The sequence below is a fragment of the Nitrospira sp. MA-1 genome, from assembly GCA_032139905.1.
GTDB lineage: Bacteria > Nitrospirota > Nitrospiria > Nitrospirales > UBA8639 > Nitrospira_E.
Genome location: JAQJDB010000007.1, coordinates 319,993 through 342,731, shown reverse-complemented (window position 1 = coordinate 342,731; position 22,739 = coordinate 319,993). Strand labels below are relative to the sequence as shown.

The 22,739-nt window shown below is 50.0% G+C and carries 19 protein-coding genes; 4 read left to right on the top strand and 15 right to left on the bottom strand.

Features of this window, described 5'->3' with window-relative positions:
- Positions 1-2: 2 nt before the first annotated feature.
- The 15 genes from PJI16_14290 to secA form a co-directional block, all read right to left on the bottom strand.
- Positions 3-1,484: an NADH-quinone oxidoreductase subunit N gene (locus PJI16_14290; GenBank protein ID MDT3778731.1), complete on the bottom strand. Its 1,482-nt coding sequence runs from the start codon at positions 1,482-1,484 to the stop codon at positions 3-5.
- On the bottom strand, positions 1,481-3,055 hold the full coding sequence (locus PJI16_14285; GenBank protein MDT3778730.1) for an NADH-quinone oxidoreductase subunit M: 1,575 nt from the start codon (positions 3,053-3,055) through the stop codon (positions 1,481-1,483). Before PJI16_14285 ends, PJI16_14290 begins: the two co-directional genes overlap by 4 nt.
- A gap of 84 nt (positions 3,056-3,139) precedes the next feature.
- Positions 3,140-5,041, bottom strand: a complete 1,902-nt coding sequence (gene nuoL, locus PJI16_14280; GenBank protein ID MDT3778729.1) for an NADH-quinone oxidoreductase subunit L — start codon at positions 5,039-5,041, stop codon at positions 3,140-3,142.
- 4 nt (positions 5,042-5,045) lie between these two features.
- Complete coding sequence (nuoK, locus tag PJI16_14275; GenBank protein MDT3778728.1) at positions 5,046-5,351, bottom strand: NADH-quinone oxidoreductase subunit NuoK; 306 nt, start codon at positions 5,349-5,351, stop codon at positions 5,046-5,048.
- Positions 5,351-5,869 carry an NADH-quinone oxidoreductase subunit J gene (locus PJI16_14270; GenBank protein ID MDT3778727.1) on the bottom strand — a complete coding sequence of 173 codons (519 nt, stop codon included), beginning with the start codon at positions 5,867-5,869 and terminating at the stop codon, positions 5,351-5,353. The genes nuoK and PJI16_14270 overlap by 1 nt, the downstream gene beginning before the upstream one ends.
- Before the next feature lie 77 nt (positions 5,870-5,946).
- The gene (gene nuoI / locus PJI16_14265) at positions 5,947-6,483 is read right to left on the bottom strand and encodes an NADH-quinone oxidoreductase subunit NuoI (protein MDT3778726.1); all 537 of its coding nucleotides are present in this window, start codon (positions 6,481-6,483) and stop codon (positions 5,947-5,949) included.
- A gap of 14 nt (positions 6,484-6,497) precedes the next feature.
- Complete coding sequence (gene nuoH / locus PJI16_14260) at positions 6,498-7,559, bottom strand: NADH-quinone oxidoreductase subunit NuoH (GenBank protein MDT3778725.1); 1,062 nt, start codon at positions 7,557-7,559, stop codon at positions 6,498-6,500.
- A 51-nt stretch (positions 7,560-7,610) separates the two neighbouring features.
- Positions 7,611-10,301 carry a molybdopterin-dependent oxidoreductase gene (locus tag PJI16_14255; GenBank protein MDT3778724.1) on the bottom strand — a complete coding sequence of 897 codons (2,691 nt, stop codon included), beginning with the start codon at positions 10,299-10,301 and terminating at the stop codon, positions 7,611-7,613.
- Between the two features lie 11 nt (positions 10,302-10,312).
- Positions 10,313-11,620 carry an NADH-quinone oxidoreductase subunit NuoF gene (nuoF, locus tag PJI16_14250; GenBank protein MDT3778723.1) on the bottom strand — a complete coding sequence of 436 codons (1,308 nt, stop codon included), beginning with the start codon at positions 11,618-11,620 and terminating at the stop codon, positions 10,313-10,315.
- A gap of 80 nt (positions 11,621-11,700) precedes the next feature.
- Positions 11,701-12,225 carry an NAD(P)H-dependent oxidoreductase subunit E gene (locus PJI16_14245; protein MDT3778722.1) on the bottom strand — a complete coding sequence of 175 codons (525 nt, stop codon included), beginning with the start codon at positions 12,223-12,225 and terminating at the stop codon, positions 11,701-11,703.
- An 86-nt stretch (positions 12,226-12,311) separates the two neighbouring features.
- Positions 12,312-14,063, bottom strand: coding sequence for an NADH dehydrogenase (quinone) subunit D (gene nuoD, locus PJI16_14240; GenBank protein MDT3778721.1), 1,752 nt, complete (start codon positions 14,061-14,063; stop codon positions 12,312-12,314).
- Between the two features lie 59 nt (positions 14,064-14,122).
- Complete coding sequence (locus PJI16_14235; GenBank protein ID MDT3778720.1) at positions 14,123-14,602, bottom strand: NADH-quinone oxidoreductase subunit B; 480 nt, start codon at positions 14,600-14,602, stop codon at positions 14,123-14,125.
- Positions 14,603-14,719: 117 nt separating this feature from the next.
- The gene (gene ndhC, locus PJI16_14230; protein ID MDT3778719.1) at positions 14,720-15,091 is read right to left on the bottom strand and encodes an NADH-quinone oxidoreductase subunit A; all 372 of its coding nucleotides are present in this window, start codon (positions 15,089-15,091) and stop codon (positions 14,720-14,722) included.
- 68 nt (positions 15,092-15,159) lie between these two features.
- Positions 15,160-16,362: an SAM-dependent methyltransferase gene (locus PJI16_14225; protein MDT3778718.1), complete on the bottom strand. Its 1,203-nt coding sequence runs from the start codon at positions 16,360-16,362 to the stop codon at positions 15,160-15,162.
- A gap of 236 nt (positions 16,363-16,598) precedes the next feature.
- The gene (gene secA / locus PJI16_14220; GenBank protein MDT3778717.1) at positions 16,599-19,319 is read right to left on the bottom strand and encodes a preprotein translocase subunit SecA; all 2,721 of its coding nucleotides are present in this window, start codon (positions 19,317-19,319) and stop codon (positions 16,599-16,601) included.
- 272 nt (positions 19,320-19,591) lie between these two features.
- Between secA and PJI16_14215 the strand changes: the two genes are divergently transcribed.
- The 4 genes from PJI16_14215 to PJI16_14200 all read left to right on the top strand — a co-directional run bounded on the left by PJI16_14215 (position 19,592) and on the right by PJI16_14200 (position 22,719).
- Positions 19,592-19,885: a hypothetical protein gene (locus PJI16_14215; protein ID MDT3778716.1), complete on the top strand. Its 294-nt coding sequence runs from the start codon at positions 19,592-19,594 to the stop codon at positions 19,883-19,885.
- Between the two features lie 323 nt (positions 19,886-20,208).
- Complete coding sequence (locus PJI16_14210; GenBank protein MDT3778715.1) at positions 20,209-20,742, top strand: energy transducer TonB; 534 nt, start codon at positions 20,209-20,211, stop codon at positions 20,740-20,742.
- A gap of 37 nt (positions 20,743-20,779) precedes the next feature.
- Positions 20,780-21,832 carry a tetratricopeptide repeat protein gene (locus PJI16_14205; protein ID MDT3778714.1) on the top strand — a complete coding sequence of 351 codons (1,053 nt, stop codon included), beginning with the start codon at positions 20,780-20,782 and terminating at the stop codon, positions 21,830-21,832.
- Positions 21,829-22,719 (top strand): energy transducer TonB, encoded by an 891-nt coding sequence (locus PJI16_14200; protein MDT3778713.1) that lies wholly within the window; start codon positions 21,829-21,831, stop codon positions 22,717-22,719. The genes PJI16_14205 and PJI16_14200 overlap by 4 nt, the downstream gene beginning before the upstream one ends.
- Positions 22,720-22,739: the final 20 nt, after the last annotated feature.

Here is a 22,739-nt window from a genome sequence, read left to right as displayed (position 1 = left end):
ATTTATTTAATGGGGAGCGAGGAAAGGTCTGCAACCGAGACCAGCGGACCTGGAAAGATTCCGAGTAACACCACGCCGGCAACTGCGCAGGCCAACACAAACGATACCTGGGGAGAAAGAACAAGTCGGGTATGTAATTCTTGTTCGGAGGATGGCTCACGCATATACATGACCATGACAATCCGCAAATAGAAAAAAGCCGAAATGGCCGCAAAGATCAGACCAATGATCGCCAGCCATGCCAACCCCGCATTGACGGCAGCCATAAAGAGATACAATTTCCCAATAAACCCGGCCGTGGGAGGAATACCCGCCAACGACACCATAAATACCAACATGAGAAATGCACCACCCTTATGTCGCTTGGCCAATCCAGTGAAATCTTCTATTTCTTCACCTTCGAGGCCGCCTTTCCGCAATATAGCCACCATGGAAAATGCCCCTATCGTCATAAACGAATAGATCGCCAAATATAGCATCAAGCTCGACACGCCTTGAGCCGAAACTGCCGACTCCGTACCGCTCCACCCGGCGACGACGACCCCGATCAAGGCATACCCCGCATGGGCAATACTGGAATAGGCCAGCATCCGTTTCACGTTGGTCTGCACAATAGCCACAAGATTGCCAAGAGCCACGGTGATGATACAAATGCCCAGGATCAACAGATTCCAATCTGGTTTAATTCCACCGAAAGCTTCCAGGAGCACTCGAAGGAATGCGGCAAAGCTGGCAGCCTTGGAAGCCACCGCCATAAAGGCCGTCACCGAAGTTGGGGCTCCTTCGTACACATCGGGCGTCCACATATGAAAGGGCACCGCCGCAACTTTAAACCCGAATCCCACGATCAACAGCATGAGCGCAATAAACACTAACGGATCATCAATCCCCCGCCCATTGACCACGGCCGCAATTTCCACCAGCCTCGTACTTCCCGTGACTCCGAATATAATTGAAATCCCATAGAGCAAAATCCCGGAGGAGAAGGCCCCCAACACAAAATATTTGGCAGAGGACTCGATTGACCTGAGTTCAAAACGCTTGAATCCGGCCATGATATAGAGGGTAATCGACATCAGTTCGATTCCAAGATAGATCGTGAGCAAATCAGCCCCCGATACCATCACCATCATGCCGGTCAATGCCAATAGGACAAAGGCATAGTATTCCGCGAGTTGGATCTTTTCCTCTTTTAGATACCCCATGGACAATAAAATGGTCAGACCACTCACGAGATACAGCAACATTTTCCAAAATACGGCATACGAATCCACGACCACTAAATCACTAAACGCCATCACTCGCTGGCCAAAACCGCTCGCCGTCACCACGCTGCATACTACGAGAATGCCGAGACTCATCCACGCCAGGAATTCTTTTTTGTGTGCAGGGGTAATGGGATCAAGAACGAGAATCAAACATGCCATGCCCACAACGAGCATTTCAGGAAGAATAAGGACAATATCGGCGAGAGGAAGCATCATGGTGCGACCTCACCATTCATGATAAGAGGGTGCCCGGATGGATCGGCCGTCATCACAAGGGTATGACCTGGGCCATCCCCTCCCTGCTGAACCAGGACCGAGGTGGATTGAGACGAAATGACCCGCGCCACGCTTGCATGCATCACATCCAGCAACGGTTTTGGATAGAGCCCAATCCAAAACACCAGCACCACCAACGGAACCAGCATGGCAAATTCGCGAACATTTAAATCTGTTAATTTTGGGAGCATCTTCGGAGAGGCCGGCCCATAGATCATCCGTTGCACCAAATACAAAATATAGACGGCAGCCAAAATAATTCCCAACGCGGCCAGAGTCCCTGTGAGCTTGCTCCAGGCAAAGGTGCCAAGTAGGACTAAAAACTCTCCGACAAAACTGTTCATGCCTGGAAGACCAACGGAAGACAACGCAAAAATCACAAAAAATGTCGCGTATTTAGGCATGGCGTTCGCCAACCCGCCATTATCCGTAATTTGCCGGCTATGTGTCCGTTCGTAAATGATGCCCACACACATAAAGAGGGCACCGGTCGTAATCCCGTGGTTGATCATCTGAAGAACCGCGCCTTCAATTCCCTGGGCATTTAACGCAAAAATTCCCAAGGTGACAAATCCCATGTGACTGACACTGGAATAGGCAATAAGTTTCTTGAGGTCGGATTGCGCTAATGCCATATAGGCCCCATAAATAATGGCAATAACCGAGAGGGTCATGATAACGGGGGTATAGGCAACCGAGGCATCAGGCAACATGGGCAATGAAAATCGTAAAAACCCATACGTCCCCATCTTGAGCAGGACACTCGCGAGAATGATGCTCCCTGCAGTGGGCGCTTCAACATGAGCATCCGGAAGCCAGGTATGAAAGGGAAACATGGGCACTTTCACCGCAAAGGCGGCAAAAAAGGCCCAGAAGAGCAGGGATTGCAACCCGGGGGCATAGGACGCATGCGTGAGGGCCAAAATATCAAAAGTTCGCCCACCTTCAAAAAACAGCACTAAAATCGCTACTAGCAGCAGGATACTGCCGGCCAGGGTATACAGGAAAAACTTGATCGCCGCATAGACACGATTCGGCCCACCCCAGACCCCAATCAAAAGATACATGGGAATCAGCATCGTCTCCCAAAACACATAAAACAGCACAAAATCCAAGGCCGCAAACACGCCGATCGTCGCCGTCTCCATCACCAATAAACTGATCAGGAATTCTTTCATTCTGGTTTGAACCGACGTCCAGGAGACCAGAATACAGAGGGGAGTGAGAAAGGTCGTGAGCAGGACAAGTGGCATGCTGATCCCATCCACACCCAGAGAATAATGGATCGCGGGAGAATTGATCCATAGATGCTTTTCCACGAATTGCATGCCGGCACTGGCATTGTCGAACGCGAACCACAGAGGCAGGGAGACCACCAATGTCAGGATGGACGCCGTCAACGCAATAGTGCGTGAAAGGGCTTCCTGAGCCAGCAAGACCGCGACCACTCCGAGCAGCGGGAGAATAAGCACAATCGTGAGCCAGGGGATCCCCCCTGTGGGAATGACCATCTCAGTCACGATTGAATAATCTCCTGCCATACGGTTGTCGGTTGAACCATCACGAATATCCCATCCTACGGTCCGCCACCCAAACTAATAAAAGATCATCGCACCTAAAATGACCACAGCGCCGACCGTCATGGCCAGCGCATAATTCTGTGCTTGTCCGCTTTGAAGTCTTCGCGTCACCCATCCTCCCCAGGCCACGGCTCGCGCGACTCCATTGACTGCACCATCAATCACCGCAATATCCACTCTTTTCCACAACCGGTCCGCGAGATTCAATGTTGGCATCACCACGGTCCGGTCATAGGCTTCATCCACAAACCATTTATTCAAAGACAACTGATACAGCGATTGCCACTGATTGGCCAATCGGTCCGGAAAACCCGGCGACTTCACGTAGACCCAATAGGCGCCGGCAATCCCCAGCAGACCCATTGCGGTGGCCGTCACCATCATGCCCATGGCCGCAGATCCTTCATGATGACCTCCACCACCCTCAGCACCGGGAAACGCGGGGGCCAAAAACTCTGGAATTCCTATGTATCCCGCGAGAATACTCAGAACGGCAAGAATCATAAGAGGAATCGTCATGGTTTTTGAGGGTTCATGCACATGCTTGGCATGCTGGGGATCCACTCGCGATTCCCCCCAAAATGTCACAAAGACCAATCGGAAAGTGTAAAAGGCCGTCATGAGCGCGGTCAGTAATCCTAAGGCGGCCAGGACTTTCCCCAGGTCGCCGGACATCCATGCCGCCAGGAGTAATTCGTCTTTACTGAAAAATCCCGCAGTGAAGGGAAAACCGGACAGGGCCAAGGCCCCAATGAGAAAGGTCCAATACGTCACAGGGAGCTTATCTTTGAGTCCACCCATATTTTTCATATTTTGCTCATGATGAAGAGCAATGATCACGGCCCCACATCCGAGGAATAACAAGGCCTTAAACGCCCCGTGGGTCAGAAGATGATACATTCCGGCAATATAGCCACCCAGCCCACAGGCCATCATCATGTACCCAAGTTGGCTGAGCGTGGAATACGCCACAACCCGTTTGATATCGGTTTGCGTCAACGCGATCGTCGCTCCAATAAACATCGTGACTCCACCGACCACTGCCACCACATCCATGGCCACGGGAGAAAGGTTAAATAACGGAGCAAATCTGGCAACCATAAACACCCCTGCCGTCACCATCGTCGCCGCATGAATGAGCGCTGAAATCGGAGTGGGACCCTCCATCGCATCAGGCAACCACACATGCAGAGGCACTTGAGCAGATTTTCCGACTGCCCCGATAAAGAGAAAGAGGCAGATCAAGGTCATCACTGATATTTCCCAATGACCTCCGACTGAACCAAGAAGATTGACCAAATCACCAGCCTTTTGCTCCAACTGAGGAAACACCTCCTGATAATGCAGACTGCCGAAGGTGACAAAGACCAGCAGAATACCCAACATGAATCCAAAATCCCCGACCCGATTCACCAGAAAGGCCTTAGTGGCCGCGGCTCTGGCTGACTCACGCTCATACCAATGGCCGATTAACAAGTAGGAGCACAGACCCACCGCCTCCCAAAAGACAAAAAGCTGAAGGAAATTATCGGACATCACCAGCATCAACATGGAAAAGGTAAAGAGCGCGATATTGCTAAAAAATCTGGCGTAGCCCGGCTCTCCATGCATGTAACCAATCGTATAGACATGGACCAGGGAACTCACAATGGTGACAAGTAACAACATCGCGACGGTGAGCTGATCGACAAATAACCCTATGGCAATATGCAGATTTCCGGAATCCGCCCAGGTATAGAGAGGGATGTGAAGCGTTTGACCACCGGCCACATCGACAAGCGCCATGATGGAAAGTAGGAACGATCCCAGGACGGCAGGAACGGCCACCCAATGGCTTCGGTCTTTGATCCAGTGACCGAATAGCCCGAGGATGACAAAGGCCAGGAGTGGGAGGAAAGGAATTAAGGCGTAGAGCATCGCCTTACCATTTCAACAACCGGAAGTTGTCAATATTAGTACTGGTCGAATGCCGATAGAGCGCGATGATAATCGCCAGCCCTACCGCAACTTCCGCAGCAGCCACGGTAAGTGCAAAAAACACGAACACCTGACCTGAAAGATTACCCAAATAGGAAGAGAAAGCCACAAAATTAATGTTCGTGGCATTCAACATCAACTCAATGGATAATAAAATGATGATGATATTGCGTCGGATCAGCACTCCTACCAATCCGATTGAGAACACAATCCCGCTCAGCACAAGATAGTAACTCACCGGAACGTCCATTAACTCTTCGCCTCCAAGATCCCCTTTTTGGTGAGGATGACCGCACCCACCATCGCCACCAAGAGAATAAGAGACGCGATTTCAAATGGAAACAGATACGTGGAATACAGCAACTCACCGATCGATTCCGTATTGCCCTGGGTTAAATGGGTAGGCTCTCCCGGAGCAGGAAGGTTCGCACCCAATGAGGTTTCGCCCTTAACCACCAGCAGAACCGCTTCCGCAAACAACATGCATCCCAGAAAGAGGCCTACGGTCAATTGGTGGTGAAAGCGTACTTCCGCCTTCAAATTGAGCAACATAACCACAAAAAGATAGAGCACCAGAATGGCACCCGCATACACCAGGATTTGAATTACCGCCAGGAATTCCGCGTGCAATGTGACAAAGAGGCCCGCGACGTGAAAGAACATGACCAGGAGCGCCAGCGCACAATATACCGGGCTTCTCAAGGCCACCACCAAAGCGGCCGTCGCCACAATCACACTGGCAAAATAGAAAAAAACTATCGTTCCCATTATCTGCTCTTCAAAAACTTTTTGGATATTCCTTAACCGGCATGTAGACCGAATGTAGCGCCGGACAAAAACAGATACTATTCTTTTTGAGGAATGTCCTTAAACCCTACGTTAAAATAGGCCACATTGGGATGCTGAAATTCCAGGCGCTTTTCCCGAATCGGATAATTTCGATCACCAATTGCCAGGAGTTGTTGCTTATTTAATTGAAGCTGCCGCTTATCATAGACCGCCCATTCATACTCCTGTGTCATTCCCAAGGCATCAACCGGACATGCCTTCACACACAACCCGCAAAACAAACATCGGGTCATGTCCATGTAATATTCCTTGGAATACCGCTTAGTCGGTTCCCCCGGCACCTCGGCACTCACCACCCGGATGACACGGGAGGGACAAGCCGCCTCACATAAATCGCAGCCCACGCACTTTTCCGTGCCATCATCGTAACGCAGTAACGCCAACATGCCGCGATAGTTGGACGGCAACTGCTTCTTCTCGTGCGGGTATTGTAAGGTGATGGGCTTATAACGGAGTAAATGGGATAAGGTTGCCTTCATCCCTAACGCAATCTCATAAAACAAAAGCGTTTTAACCCACTCCTTGAGTTTCATACCATTCAACCTTCTCAGCTTCCCGGAAAGAGAAATGCGATGATAGCTGTCAATACAATATTTGCCAACGCGATGGGAAGGAGGACCTTCCACCCGAACCGCATGAGCTGGTCATAGCGTAAGCGGGGTAACGTGGCGCGCAACCAAAAGAATAAAAATAAAAAACTCGAAACTTTAAACACAAACCAAAATATACCGGTGGCCCAATGAATGGATTCCGGACCTTGCAAAAACTCAAAAGGTGCATGCCATCCGCCAAAAAACAATACGGTGGCCACACACGACACCAAAATCATGTTGCCGTATTCGGCCAGAAAGAAGAAAGCAAACCGCATTCCGCTATATTCGGTAAAGAATCCCGCCACCAACTCGCTTTCCGCTTCCGGTAAATCAAATGGGGTCCGATTCGTTTCTGCCACCGAGGAAATAATAAACACGACGAATGCCACGGCTTGGGGAAAGCCCCCTCCTCCGAAAAAGTACCAGTTCCAAAACCCTCCTGCCTGCGCATTGGTAATGGCCACCAAACTCAAGGAGCTTGAAAGGAGTAATACGCCGACAATGGAAAGCCCCACATTCAATTCGTAACTGATCAATTGTGCCGCAGACCGCAAACCTCCCAGAAGGGAATACTTACTATTTGATGACCATCCGCCCAGAATAATGCCGTATGCCCCGATTGAAGCAAACGCCAGGATATAGAGAACGCCGATATTGATGTCGGTAATCACAAACGGTTTAAAGTTGACGCCGCCGACATCAACCGTCCAATCCGGGCCAAATGGAATCACCGCGAATCCAATGAGGGCAGGAACTAATGACAACACTGGCGCCATGCTAAACATGAACTTATTGGCACCGGCAGGAATGATATCTTCTTTAAAAAAGAGCTTTAAGCCGTCGGCTACCGGTTGCAAGATGCCATAAGGCCCGACCTCCATCGGTCCCATCCGATCCTGCATCCAACCCAACACCTTGCGTTCCAGCAGGGTAAGCGCAGCAACGGTAAGAAGCACTGCCACCATCACTGCGCCAATTTGGCTTAACGTTAAGGCTAATCGAATTCCCGTATCCATGACGGATTCACTCCTCTCCTCTATGAATCAAACCACAAGCTAAGAACCGCCTCATATCCCAGCCATTTTTTCAAGGCGAACACGAGCCACTTTGCAAGAGGGCACCTGCGTTTCCGGATCAACACTATAGGGCATTAGACGGCGTATCTCTTCATCAAAATGCTCAGGGTACACCGCAACACCGTTGGGAATACGTTCACGAAGTCCGACCTGAGTGACCACCTCCCCCAAACGATTGCTCACCTTCACGGTGTCCCCTTCACCAATCCCGCGTCGAGCCGCGTCTTTCGGATGCAGATAAAGTTTGCCGGTTGCCTCAACCTGCAGCAAACCTTTGGCCTTTCGTGAAAGCTTTCCGGAATGAAACAAGGATTGGGAAACCTGCAAGATCATGTCATCCGCATCATCGGCTGAATCGTTTGCCGGCAATTGGTACCGCGTCGCCATATCCCGTTGATAATCCGACGTGAGGTATTTTGCGATGACCGTCAGGTTAGGGCGAGGGGGTAAGGGACCAGGCCCTAAGGTGCGTGTTCCAGGGAGGAGATTATGGATTTCCTTGCCGATTTCCTTGACGTCTCCGTATTCCATTGGATCATTCATCATCACCGACAGCGCAGAGAACACTTCCCAGTCCGGTCGACTCTCACCAACCAAATCAATCGCTTTTCGTACTGACTGGATATGCCCTTCCGTATTGGTAAAGGTTCCGTCTTTTTCAGCATAGGAACAGGCCGGTAGAACAACATGAGCTTTCTGTGCGGTTTCAGTGAGAAACAGTTCCTGACATACCAGAAACTCCAACTTCTCTAATGCCGACTGTATACCCGATGACGGAGGCAACGAAGCCAGGGGATTTTCACCCACGACAAACAAAGCTTTCAATCTGCCTTGTTGCGCATCCTCAATCATCTGTGGGAGTGAAGAGCCTGGCGTGTCGGGAATTGGCCGACCCCATGCTTGCGCCATTCGCGTCCTCTCCTCCGGGCTACCCAGGGATTGTCCACCAGGCAATACCGATCCGATTCCTCCCATCTCAAAGGCTCCCTGATCATTATTTTCTTCCGCCAGAGGAGCAAGACCACAACCGGGTTTTGTGAGTTTTCCACTTATCAACAAGAGGTCCAACAAATTCATGGTCATTCCGAATCCACCCTCGGATCGCAGGACTCCCGGTCCGACGAGAATGACAACCTTCTCCCCTTTGGCAAACACCTGGCCGGCTTGAGTAAACGTTTCCGAATCCAATCCTGTTTGCGCTTGAATCACATTCCAGGACAGGGCTTTCAGCGTAGCGGTCATGTCGTTGACATAGGACGAGGCGTTGGTCTGAAGTTCCGGATCCACCATTTGCTGATCCACGACCGCTTTCAGCATGCCCAAAATCGCTCCGGCATAGCCCGTCGGTTTGACGCCCAGATGATGTTGGGCCAGATTCACAATATTGCTGATGCTCCCAATGGCAGGTTGCAGGGCTTCGATGGTAATCAGCTTCGCCCCACGTCGTTTCACCGCCTCTTTGACCTTCAACCCTGTAATAGGATTGGTTTCGGTAATATTGGTCCCGACGAGTAAAAGGGTATCCGCCGATAGAATATCGTCAAAGCTCACGGCCCAACGATGGGTGCCTTGCACCCGCTGCATGGCATGCACCGCATTCAGATGGCCATACCGCACACTGCTATCAATCCGATTGGTCCCCACCACCCCACGCATGAATTTCTGAAACACATAGATATCTTCATTGGTGCATCGTCCCGTAATTAATCCGCCAATCGCATCGGGACCATACTTGGCTTTAATGTCCAATAGACGCTGCCCCACCAGTTCCAAGACCTCTTCCCATTGCACGGATTGAAGGGCTTCTCCTTGCCGGATGAGAGGCGCCGTGAGCCGATCAGGATGAACGCTGACATGATAGCCAAAGTAGCCTCTGGCACAGAGATCACCGTTATTACGGCCAGCCCCGTGAGTGGAATTCACTTCGATGAGGTCATTATTCTTCGTTTGAAAGGTGATTTGACACCCATCCCCACAATAGCCGCAAATTGAGTCCGTCCGCTTCAGCATCCATGGGCGAAATTCGTACATGGAGAGTCGACTCGTAATGGCTCCCACCGGACAAATCTGAATACAACCACCACAAAACTCGCAATCCAATTCATGAGCCCCGAAGGCTTTGATTTCCGTCATGGTGCCGCGTCCTGCAGGCGCCAGAGCTTTCACATCCATGACCTGATCACAATAGCGCACGCACCGCAAACATTGGACACAGCGGTTCATCTGCGTTTCTATCAGCGGGCTGAAATACTCCTTGGGAAAGACCCGTTTGAGTTCCTTAAATTCGCTTGTCGTCGCGGTGTATTCGTGAGAAAAGTCCTGAAGATCGCACCGCCCCCCTTGGTCGCAGACCGGACAATCCAACGGGTGATTGGCCAAAATAAAATCTAATACAGACTTGCGTGCCTCTTGTACCACAGAGGAAGACGCCGATTTCACCACCATGCCTTCCGCCACTTGCGTACTACAGGAGGTTTGCAACCGAGGCATTTTTTCAATTTCCACTAAACACATCCGGCAATTGGCGTCTGGCGTCAATTTCGGGTGATAGCAAAAGTGCGGCACCATGACACCGACCTGCCGCGCAGCCTCAATGACCAGCGTCCCCTTTGCGACCGATGCCGCCTTTCCATCGATCGTCAGGGTAATCATGTCTGTAGTGGTCGTTGGAGGTGTTGCCATTTCAGATATCCTCAATGCGAGAAAACCGGAATTTCCTTGTTGCGAGGCATCGTCTCCAGAGCTTCCTGAATGAGAGCCTCATATTCCTCGCGCCAGTGGAGTAATGTGCTCACGATGGGAGAGACTGCCGCATCACCAAACGCACAAACCGTACGGCCGGGGATATTTCCGCAGAGTTCATCAAGAACTCCAATATCTTCAGGACGCCCCCGTTTGTTCCAGATTCGCTGAAGAGTCTGAACGAGCCAGGAAGTTCCTTCCCGGCAGGGCGTACATTTTCCGCACGATTCATGATAGAAAAATTCCATTAATCGGAGAGCGGCCCACACCATATTCGTGCCTTCTTCCATCACCGTCACGCCCCCGGATCCCAGCATAGAGCCGGCTAATGCCACTGACTCAAAATCCATTTTCACATCCAGATGGTCAGGCGTCAGAAATGGAGCCGAGGCCCCACCAGGGATAAAGGCCTTAAGGGGCTTATCCGATCGCATCCCTCCGCCCAACTCATAAATCAATTCGCGGAATGTAATGCCCATGGGAGCCTCATAATTGCCAGGCCGCTTTACATGTCCACTCAAACAAAACACCCGCGTTCCACAGCTTTTAGGCGGAGAGCCAATCGAGGCAAACCACTCTCCCCCTCGGTTGATAATATGAGGAACATTGGCCATCGTTTCGACATTATTGACCACAGTGGGGTTTTGATATAGCCCATGCGTCGCCGGAAACGGCGGCTTGAAGCGAGGCATGCCCCGTTTCCCTTCTAATGATTCCAGTAGAGCTGTTTCCTCACCACAAATATACGCTCCGGCTCCAAGATGGACAAAAATATTGATCGTCAATCCGCTCCCCAGAACATTTTTGCCAAGATACCCGGCCGCATTGGCTTCCTGAAGAGCCTGTTCCAGAATCTTCGCACCGAGACGAAACTCTCCTCGAATGTAGATGTAGGCCGTTTGTGCGCCAATGGCGAAACAGGTAATGGCCATCCCCTCCAGCATTTGATGGGGATCCCGTTCCATGAGTTGCCGGTCTTTAAATGTTCCGGGTTCACTTTCATCCGCGTTGCAGCACAAATATTTAGGACCGGGATGATTCTTGGGAATGAATCCCCATTTCACACCGGTGGGAAACCCGGCTCCACCACGACCGCGAAGACCTGACTTTTTCACCACCTCAATCACCTGATCGGGCTGCATTTCCTTCAAAACTGTCCGAAGGGCTCTATACCCACCGGTCCCTTCATAGTCCGCCAACGAACCGGTGTATCCCGGCTGCTCCATATTCTTCAATAATATTTTTTCGTAAGTGGTCATAAACACATTAATTCGTGAACGGGCGGTTTTGAATAACCCATGAATTGCTTATCCATGTCTATGCTCTACAAAGACTCCTGTCATTTAGCAAGGGGCTGAGGATACATGAAGGGTCCTGTTTTAAGCGAACTTGTCCCGTCCCGTTTCAAATCGTCCAGGACTCGTCCGACCTTTTCTTCAGATAATTGCTCATAATAGTCATCATTCACCTGCATCATGGGACCGGTCCCACAGGATCCAAGACACTCCACCACGCTGAGCGTAAAGATGTTATCTGCCGTTGTCTGACCTGGGGCAATGCTCAGTTTTTTCTGAATCCACATCACAAGATCATCCGATCCAACTAAAGCACACATGAGCGACTTACACACTTGAAGGTGAAACTTCCCGATCGGCTTGAGATTAAACATCGTATAAAACGTGACGGTCTCAAACACTTGCGGGGGAGTCAAATCCAAAATTTTGGCAATCTCTTTCATGGCTGATTCACTGACATATCCCTCTTCCCTCTGCGCAAAATTCAATAACGGCAACAACGCCGAGCGCTTCACCGGATAGCGGGACAGAATATCCTCAACCTCGTTTTTGAATCGCTCAAATAACATGGCAGCCTCGTGAGTTGAAGTGAGGAGTCATCGCCCAATGACCATTGTGCGCGTAACCCTTTAACTCCCTGACACCATTCCCCATGTTATCGATCACACTCCCCCATCACAATATCGTACGTTCCGAAAATCGTGACGATATCAGAAATCAAATATCCACGCGCCATATGATCAAAGGCGCCCATATGAATAAAGGAAGGAGATCGGATTTTCAACCGATAGGGACGCGAACTCCCGTCACTAATGATAAAAAAGCCCAATTCACCTTTAGGCACCTCAGTCGCACAATACGTTTCGCCTTTCGGTGGCTTAAACCCTTGCGTAAAGATAATGAAATGATGAATCAGGCTTTGCATATCCCTCATCACCTCGGGCTTGGGAGGGGGAATGGCTTGGGCATCGACGGCCATCACGGGTCCCTCAGGCATTTGATTGAGGCATTGTTCAATGATGCGAGCGCTTTGCCACATTTCTTCCATTCTGATCCAATACCGGTCATAGGTATCCCCGTCTTTTCCCAGAGGGACTTCCCAATCCACGCGATCATACACGCCATAGGGCTCCAGTTTTCGAATATCATAGGACACTCCAGACCCACGCAGAACCGGCCCTGTGCATCCGAAATTGATGGCATCCTCCGCAGAAAGGAGTGCCACCCCCTTTGTGCGGGCTACCCAAATTCGATTTTTTTGCAAGAGCGTATCGTATTCCCGAATATGGGCAGGAAACGTTTTCAAAAAATCCCTGAGGGTCGTAATAATTTCCGGCGTGAGATCCGCATCCACGCCTCCAATCCGATAGTAATTCAATGTCAAACGGGCTCCACACAACTTTTCAAACATATCTAACAAGACTTCACGTTCCCGGAATGTCCAAAAGAACACGGTCATGGCTCCGATATCCAGGGCTTGTGTTCCCAGCCAGAATAAATGGCCGATGATCCGTTGCATTTCGGCAACGATGGTCCTCACATATTCCGCCCGTTCCGGAACGGCCATATCTATCAGTTTCTCCACAGCCCTCACATACGCATAGTTATTGGTCATGGCACAGACATAGTCTAATCGGTCGGTATGCGGAACCATTTGCATATACGTCAGACCTTCAGCCAACTTTTCCACTCCACGGTGCAGATACCCAAGATCGGGGGTGGCTTTGCTGACCCGCTCACCATCCAATTCCAACACGACCCGAAGCACACCATGCGTACTGGGATGCTGCGGTCCCATATTGAGGAGCATTTCCGTCGTGCGTTTGGTGTCACCCGGATGGTCATCCGCCATGAATTGATGCCGCTGATCATCTGGCACCTCGGCTTCCGACCATTCGCCAATCGGTTCGTCCAACCTGGGGAGAAAATCAAAGCGGCTTCGCCACCCTTTCCCTTCGGCCGGAAAATCTTTTCGTAACGGATACCCTTCATCATAATCATCAGGCATCAAAATTCGTCGAAGATCGGGATGCCCGCTAAAGCGAATGCCCATCAAGTCGTATACTTCGCGTTCCAGGAAATTCGCCCCTTTCCAGATCCCACTGATAGAGGCGATCTCCGGATGGTCCTCTGTCACGCGAGCTTTAATTCGAAGGCGGGTCCTGTGTGAAAGGGAGAGAAAGTGATAAATGACTTCAAAGCGCTCAAGGTCATCAGGATAATCCGCCGAACAGATATCGGTGATATGATCCAGGACCATTGAGGGATCGTCATGGAGAAATTGGGCAATTTCCAGCCAATGATCGGCCTGCACTTGAGCCCACAGGTCCAAACGCACGGGATCCTGCTGCGCCGTCAGCACCGCCTGAGGAAAGCGGTTAACCAGGGATTCAAGAAAAGCATGCATAAATGAGATCGGTTGCTGGATCGTTGATTATCGAAAAACCCTCTACACAACTTCCGGTGTTACTTCACAAAGTATTTTTCTTTTTGAATTTTTTCTTGGAGTTTAATAAGACCATCCATGAGCGCCTCTGGCCTTGGTGGACAACCCGCAATGTAGACATCCACAGGGACGATTTGATCCACACCCTGAACGACGCTGTAACTATTGTAATGATTCCCGGATGTCGCGCAGGATCCCATGGAAATCACATATCTGGGCTCGGCCATTTGATCATAAATTCGACGGATCACCGGTGCCATTTTCCGACAAACCGTACCAGCCACAATCATCAAATCGGATTGGCGTGGTGACGCACGAAATACCCCGGCCCCAAACCGATCAATGTCATACTTGGATGACACGGAGGCGATCATTTCAATCGCACAACAGGCTAATCCGAAGGTCATCGGCCAAAGGGCAGATTTCCGACACCAGGCAATACAATAATCCAAGTTGGTCGTAATAATATTCGGTTCAAGTTGTCGTTCAAGCATGCCCATAAGATTATCTGCCTACCTCAATGTTCTGTATGTGGCTCGTTGCCTACCCCCAAACTATGGGGGTGCCATTGTACTGGGTGAACTGCGGATATTTCCAGGCATAAAGACCTATTTTTCTTAATCCCAATCTAATGCACCTTTTTTCCAGGCATACCAGAACCCCACAATGAGAATGGCCAGGAACACTCCCATTTCCACTAGGCCAAGAAGGCCAAGCTTTTTAAACACCACCGCCCAAGGAAATAAGAACACCACCTCAATATCAAAAATGACAAAGAGCATGGCAATGATGTAATAGCGCATCGGGAACTGAACCCTGGCGTCCATAAACAACGGAGCGCCACTTTCGTAAGGAAGCAGTTTCGCCCGATAAGGCCGGCTTGGACGGACAATCCACCCCACAACAAAGGACCCGACTCCAAAGAGTACCCCAAGAACCATGAAGATGATGATGGGGAGATAATTAAAAGGAACCGGTTCACTACCCATAGATTACTCTCATTTTAGAATGAGTCATACTCACCACATTCATTTCCGATTCAAAACTTTTTCCATCTTCATTGTGAGGACACCGCGTCATCAAAAAAAGCCCGATAACGCAAACCTTGAAGCGGGAAAGGCTCCATTCCCTTTCGCTGAGCGAGAACCTTAAATGTTGTCCCCATCCCATGGGGACGCAATAATTGCGTCAACGCCTTTACATCTTCAGACTCTTGGTCCTGGTCTCGCACCAATTCTTCGACCCCCAACCCGATCAGCCAATTAGCCATAGTTGTGAATCCGATGAGGTCCAACCCGTTTGTCGTTCCGACACTCGCCAAAGCGGAAAAATTGACATGAGCCGTCATATCCTGCTCTCCAACCCTTGAATACGGATCGGTCGAAATGGCATGCCGATAATAACACAAGAAGGTCCCGTCCTTTCGGTCGGATCGATAATAATCACTATGCGTATGACCATAGTCGATAGTCACCACGACACCGCGACGGAGAAGGCGAGCCACATGCCTCATCCAAATCTCAGCGGCAAGATGGAGTTCTGAAGTTTGGGCTTCACTCAAGGCCACCTTATGAGTCTCGATGTAGTCGATCAGGTTCGGAGAGAGCCTATGATTCAGACATTCAACAAAATGCCCGCCTTTGTAGGCCACACATATTTCATGAAGGCGGTGGTCAGCCATTCGGACTCGATGGACAGGTAACGCGTCAACTAATTCGTTGGAAAAGACAACACCGGTCACCGAATCCGTTTCAACGTTCTCTAACGACGTCTTCCAACTCAGATGCTTGTTTCCCCAGCCCTCCCCTATCTCGCTGAGCTTGGCTGCCTGACGCGATTGGAGATGGGGACTCCGCTCAATGATTTGATAAGAAAGGCGATGATAAAAATCAGAATTGATCGATCGGCATTCTTGAATGAAATCGAAGGCAAAAGTTCCGTTCCCTGCACCAATTTCCATAAAAGTAAACTGAGCGGGATGTCCTAACTGGTCATCAATAGCCAAAACCTGGCGAACCAAGGTTTTCGCCAGAATAGGGGAAAGTTCCGGTGCCGTATAAAAATCACCACCCCATCCGATTCGGTCTGAGGGAGGGAGATCAGGTTCAACCTTTTTGGTCATATAATATCCGTGTGGAACATCGTAGAGCGCCAATTCCATGAAACGCGCAAAACTTATGGGCCCATTAAGGTCAATTTCCAACAGAATCTTCTCGATAAGGTCTGGATTACCCTGTGTATTCTGATGATCTGATGGCACGAATGGACTATGGTCCCTCCTGCAATATGCCCATTGAGAATCGGTTACGATAACGGCCTACCTTTAAACAAGTCAAGCAATTTCGCACTTTTTATGGCAATAAAAAACAATAGATTCAACATGTTATGAACAAGAACCTAATCGGAAGAAGAAGGTAGGTGAGTGGCAAACAGAAAGAGGGTGAGGTTACAACAATACTCGCGTCAATGAGAAGAGCAGGGCAGGCCTTTCAGGTGTCAGGTCCCATGGCATTTTTTGTATTTTTTCCCGCTCCCACATGGGCAGGGATCGTTTCGACCAACTTTCTCTTCGGCACGTTGAACGGTGCGTTGCTGGGGAGCGGAAGCGGACTCACCTCCCCGGTTCAGATTTAATTGTGTCGGGCGAGGCGCTTCCCGCTCAGGCTCAGGCCGTTCACCGCGAACCAGTTGAAATTTAAAGAGCCGTTCCAAGGTATCATTTTTAATCCGCTCCATCATTCCGGCAAACATGTCATAGCCTTCACGCTTATATTCTGCGAGGGGGTCCTTTTGCCCATACCCGCGCAGGCCGATTCCATCTTTCAACTGGTCCATTCCCCACAAGTGATCTTTCCAATGATGGTCAATCATTTGAAGCAGAATCGTGCGTTCCACATAATGCACTAAATCCTCGGTGGCCCCATGCTCCTGGATGAGTCCTTGGACTTTGTCTCGGTAAGCCTGCTTTAACTTTTCTGGAATTTCTTCCTTGAGCGCGTCTCGACCGACGTCTTTGATCTCATCCGCTTGGATCACATCAACGCCAAATTGTCCCTGCACTGATTCCGCTAATCCGGCAATGTTCCATTCCTCGGCGTACTGCTCCTCAGGGCAATAGACATCGACCAAGCGTTCGCCCACTTCCTCAATCATACCCAGAACGTCTTCGGTCACATCGGTCGCATGTAATACATTCTGCCGATGTTTATATATCACCTCTCGCTGCTTACTCATCACATCATCATATTCAAGAAGATGCTTGCGAATTTCAAAATTATGGCCTTCGACCTTTTTCTGCGCATTTTCAATGGATTTGGTGACCATCCTGTGCTCAATGGGCACACCTTCTTCCATGCCGAGCTTGAGCATGAGGTTTGAAACCCGTTCGGACGCAAAAATGCGAAGCAAGTCATCTTCCAAGGAAAGGAAAAAGCGCGAGGAGCCAGGATCTCCCTGCCGTCCCGCCCGTCCTCTCAGCTGATTGTCGATCCGGCGGCTCTCATGACGTTCAGTCCCGACTATGTGCAACCCTCCGGCTGCCAGTACTTCTTTCTTATTCTCATCACAGGCGGCTTTAATTGTGGCATACGCTTTGTTTTGCTCCTCTTCTGTCAGATCTTCCCCCCGATAAACAACCTGTTGTTTGAAGAGCGCTTCAGCATTGCCTCCCAACAAAATATCGGTACCGCGGCCGGCCATGTTCGTGGCGATGGTCACCGAACCCTTTTGCCCGGCCTGGGCGATAATTTCTGCTTCTTTTTCATGAAACTTGGCATTCAAGACATGGTGTTTTACGCCTCGATGCTTCAATAAGGCCGCAAGACGTTCAGATTTTTCGATAGAAATCGTGCCAATAAGAACCGGTTGTCCCTTCTCATGATATTCTTTGATCTCGTCGGCAATGGCCTCGAATTTCTCCTTTTCGGTCCGATAGACCACATCCGGATTATCGATTCGAATCATTTTGCTATTGGTGGGCACCACATTCACTTCCAGGTTGTAAATTTTTGCGAATTCCGCAGCTTCGGTGTCCGCGGTTCCGGTCATGCCCGCCAGTTTGTTATACATACGAAAATAATTCTGGAACGTCACGGATGCCAGAGTTTGATTTTCGTTGGCAATCTTCACCCCTTCTTTCGCCTCCACAGCCTGATGGAGTCCATCACTCCATCGCCGTCCCGGCATTAATCGACCGGTAAACTCATCAACAATCATCACCTCGCCATCTTTCACCACATACTCCACATCCCGATGATAGAGCACATGGGCTTGGAGAGCTTTAATAACGTGATGCACCAAACTCAGGTGCTTCAAGTCATAGAGATTATCGACTCCCAACAGTTTCTCAACATGCGCATTGCCTTCATCGGTCAGAGATACCGTTTTTGTTTTCTCTTCAATCGTATAATCCTCTTCCCGTTTGAGGTGAGGGATGATCCGATCCACCTGGAAATAAAGGTCTGTGCTTTGTTCGGCGGGTCCGGAAATAATCAGCGGCGTCCGAGCTTCGTCGATGAGAATGCTGTCAACTTCATCGACAATGGCAAAATTCAATTCCCGCTGAACCCCCTGGCTCAAGTCCGTGACCACGAGATTATCCCTTAAATAATCGAACCCAAATTCATTATTGGTCCCGTAGGTAATATCGGCCCCATAAGCCTCACGTCGAGAACATGGCCGAAGAAATTGCAACCGTTTATCCGGGGCATCATAGGTTGGATCAAATAAAAAGGAGGCGTCATGTTGAATGATCCCGACGGATAAGCCTAAACCATGGTAGAGCGGTCCCATCCACTGGGCATCGCGCTTTGCCAGATAATCGTTCACTGTCACCAAATGAACCCCTTTTCCCTCCAACGCATTCAAATAGACCGGGAGAGTGGCGACAAGAGTTTTTCCTTCACCTGTGCGCATTTCGGCAATACGTCCCTGGTGCAAGACCATTCCCCCTAACAACTGTACATCAAAATGGCGCATGCCAAGCTGGCGCTTGGACATTTCACGGCATACGGCAAACGCCTCAGGGAGCAAATCATCCAAAGACTCGCCAGCTTCCAGTCTTTTTTTAAATATTGCGGTTTTTGCCGCTAATCCCTCGTCATCAAGGGGTTGCAAGGAAGCCTCAAATTCATTGGCTCGAATCACTTGTGGTCTGAGCCGCTTGAGCTCCCGATCATTTTTGCTACCAAAGAGAATATTTAATAGACGAACAAACATATCGACCTTACGAAATAGGGTGGGAGAAAATCACAATGGATAGGGAATGAGGGCTAGACACACCTTTCAAACCATACAGTTGCCCTAGTATACCGAATTACCGGTGGGAATCAACTCACAGGAAAAGGATTCATGATCGCAAAGATCCATCCTGTGACAGACGACGACACGAAACGAAGGACAGGCATTTGCTTGACAGAATCTTTCGGGTTTCCCTAGCATAAGCCTCCTTTATTATTCAGGGTTTTGAACATTTCTGGTCTGTAGATAACATGCCATATCGAAAAAGCCTCACCGTTGTACTCATTCTGATGCTCTTCCTCATCATGGGGAGCATGCATCGGACCTACGCTTCGCACATTACGGAACATACCCATCACCACACATCAGCCATGCATAGCACGGCAATCTGTTCCTGGATGTGCGCGGCGGCACAAACAATTTCCGGGGATAACCAGGAAATTTCCCCTAGCTTCCAACTCCTTGCCATTATGGAATATCCGATTCCTAAAGTCCCTACTCTCATTTCCACTCATTTTCTTCCAACCAGAGCTCCTCCTCGATAAATCATCCGAAGCCTGGTTCCCAAACCGCTTTCACCATAACGAGTTGAGTTCGGGAACGGCCTCACAACGCATGGTCAGAGGAGGGGACGGCCGACATCTTCCTGACAGGAGAAACCGAACAAGGGACAACCTCTTTAAGGGGGTAGTGAGTTTCTTAACGTCAAAGATGCCAGCTGGCTTGATTTGACGTTATCCGCAACCTAGAAAAACAACCAGTGGATATAATTCAACACGACCGGTCGTCATATTTCGTAATGGGAAAAGGTCTTTTGGTACATCAACACAATCTGATGTTTTTCATTGTTTTATCTCTATGGTGCACTTTGGCCTCCAATCAAACTTCTTTGGCGGAAAACCTCGGTGAGAGCACAGAGCCCATAGAAACCTTAGACGTCATTGAAGTGACCGGGACAACGGTGACAAAAACCAGTAGAACATTTTCATTTCCGTTGCCCACGATTGACCGCCCATGGCCGCCAACGACATTTCATACCCTTGGGGCTCCCGATCTTGATATGGATAATCTGCCACAGCCCGCCATACCCCGAATACTCCTAGACCGGATCGGAACAACACGCGGGCGATTGAAAAGCGTCAAACCCCTGAAAACCGAACGCCCCCTCTATCCCAGAATGGCCAGAGAACAGGGGTGGCATGGGAAGGTGGTCCTGCGGACGCACATAAGTTCCGATGGCACGGTCACAAGTGCCACAGTAAAGGAAAGTTCGGGATTTTCTCTCCTGGACGAAAGTGCCGTTCAATCGGTAAAGGGCTGGTCCTTTGAACCAGCAAAAAATGGAGAATTTACCGTTGCGTCCACCGTGGATTTGCCCATTCGATTTGATTTGCTTCAATAAACCTGGGGAATATTGCCCATATCAATAAGGTTAGCCCATGATACCTCCTTTCTCGAAAATCAGACTCATCGCGTTTTTCCTTCTCGTCACCCATATCGGCCTGGGCAGCCCCTCAAGTCAGGCTGGAGAAGCACAGGACCTTCTTTCCCAAGCCTTTTCATCCTATGAACAACAACAATGGACTTCGGCCATTGCTTCCTTAGAGCGTGCGCTGGCCTTGTACCCGGGATACGCTGAGGCGCACCATCTGTTGGGGTTAATCTTCAACAATCTTGAAAAAACGGATAAAGCCATCATGGAGTTACAACGGGCGGTGGAGGCCTATCCCAAATTTGCTCAAGCCTATGTGGATCTTGGATCCATCTACCAGCATCAGTCCCAATTTCCAAAAGCCGAGCAATCATTCAATCTTGCCTTGAAGGCCTATCCCAAGTTTACGGAAGCCCGCATTGCGTTGGCGGCGTTGTTTGATCAGCAACAACAAGCGCAGAAAGCCATTAAGGCCCATCAGGCCGTCTTGGAACTCGAGCCTCATCGCGTCGATTCGTTATACGGCATCGCGTTTTGGCTGGCCCAGGAGCAACAGACCGATGAAGCCCAACGTTACGTCGACCAACTGGTCTCTCTCCATCCCACGTATGTCAATGGTTGGTTAATGGCCGGATCACTCGCTCAACAATCTGATCACGTGGACAACGCCATTCAGGCCTACCAACATGCCGTAAAATTAAACAATAATTTAGCCAGCGCCTATTTCAATTTAGGCATCCTGTACCGGCAAAAGGAAGGTTTCAAGGAAGCGGCACAAGCATTTGAACACGTCACCGCTCTCGATAAAAACAATGCGGAAGCTCATGTCAATCTGGGAGTCGTGTATGCGGCCCTGTCCCAAATTGATCAAGCTGAAGAAGAATATCAAACAGCCTTATCTTTGAATGATCAATTGGCCGAAGCCCACTACAATCTTGGCATGTTGTATGAATTTCATCGCAATGCCCCCCAAAAAGCTCTCAAGCACTACGAAGAATTCTTGAAGCTTGGGGGCCAGGACGAACGAATTCAAACATTATTACAACGGAGCAAATCGTGAACTCCACGTTTGAAGATTCCTCTTCCAATTTCAATAATCGAATTTTTCTCCTGAGCGCCTTGGGAAGCGTTATTCTTCATGCAGGAATTCTTGCCGCCCTGACGTATTATCCAAGTCCCCCTGAAGTTAAAGACCTCACCCCAACAGTCCAGGTGACATTGGTTCCGGCTCTCCAGGAAATCAGTCCCACCCCACAACCGCCCACGAAACCTCTGACACCACCCCAACCGGATTTTGCACAACCCACGCCACCGTCTCCCCGGACCCAACCTACGCCAGCCATGCCGGCGACACCGATGCAGGCATCAATTAAACCGACACCTTCCAAACCCCTGGCTCCGCCGCCTCTTCCTCAGGCAAAGCCCATGCTCAAAGACACACGAACGGTGCAGGCCATACAGAGTCGTCAGATGATGAAAATGGCCGTTCCTCCTCAACACCGGCAAAGACCTCAGCTTTCACCGGCGACACCGCAGCGGGAACAACCCCCTGCCAGGACACCCATGCACATGAACAATCGTCAACCAATAGCGCAGCACACACTGCCTCCCCCGCCAAACCCGTCGGCTCGTCCGGCATTAAAAACTCCGCCGGCGATGGCAGCCGGATCCTCAACGTCCAAGCCGAGAATTGTCGCCTCGACCAAACCACTCTATCCTCGTGTGGCGCGTGAGTCTGGGTGGGAGGGGACGGTCATTGTGCGAACATTGATTAACACCGATGGCGCTCCCAGCCAGGTGGAAATTCGAAAGAGCTGCGGTCATGAGGCGTTAGATCTGGCTGCCCAGGAAGCCATTAAAAACTGGAAATTTCAGCCGGCGAAAGACGGGAACATCCCCATAGCCAAATGGGTCGACATTCCCATTAAATTTGACCTGAACAGTTAAGCGACGCGAGAAGAAGGGAG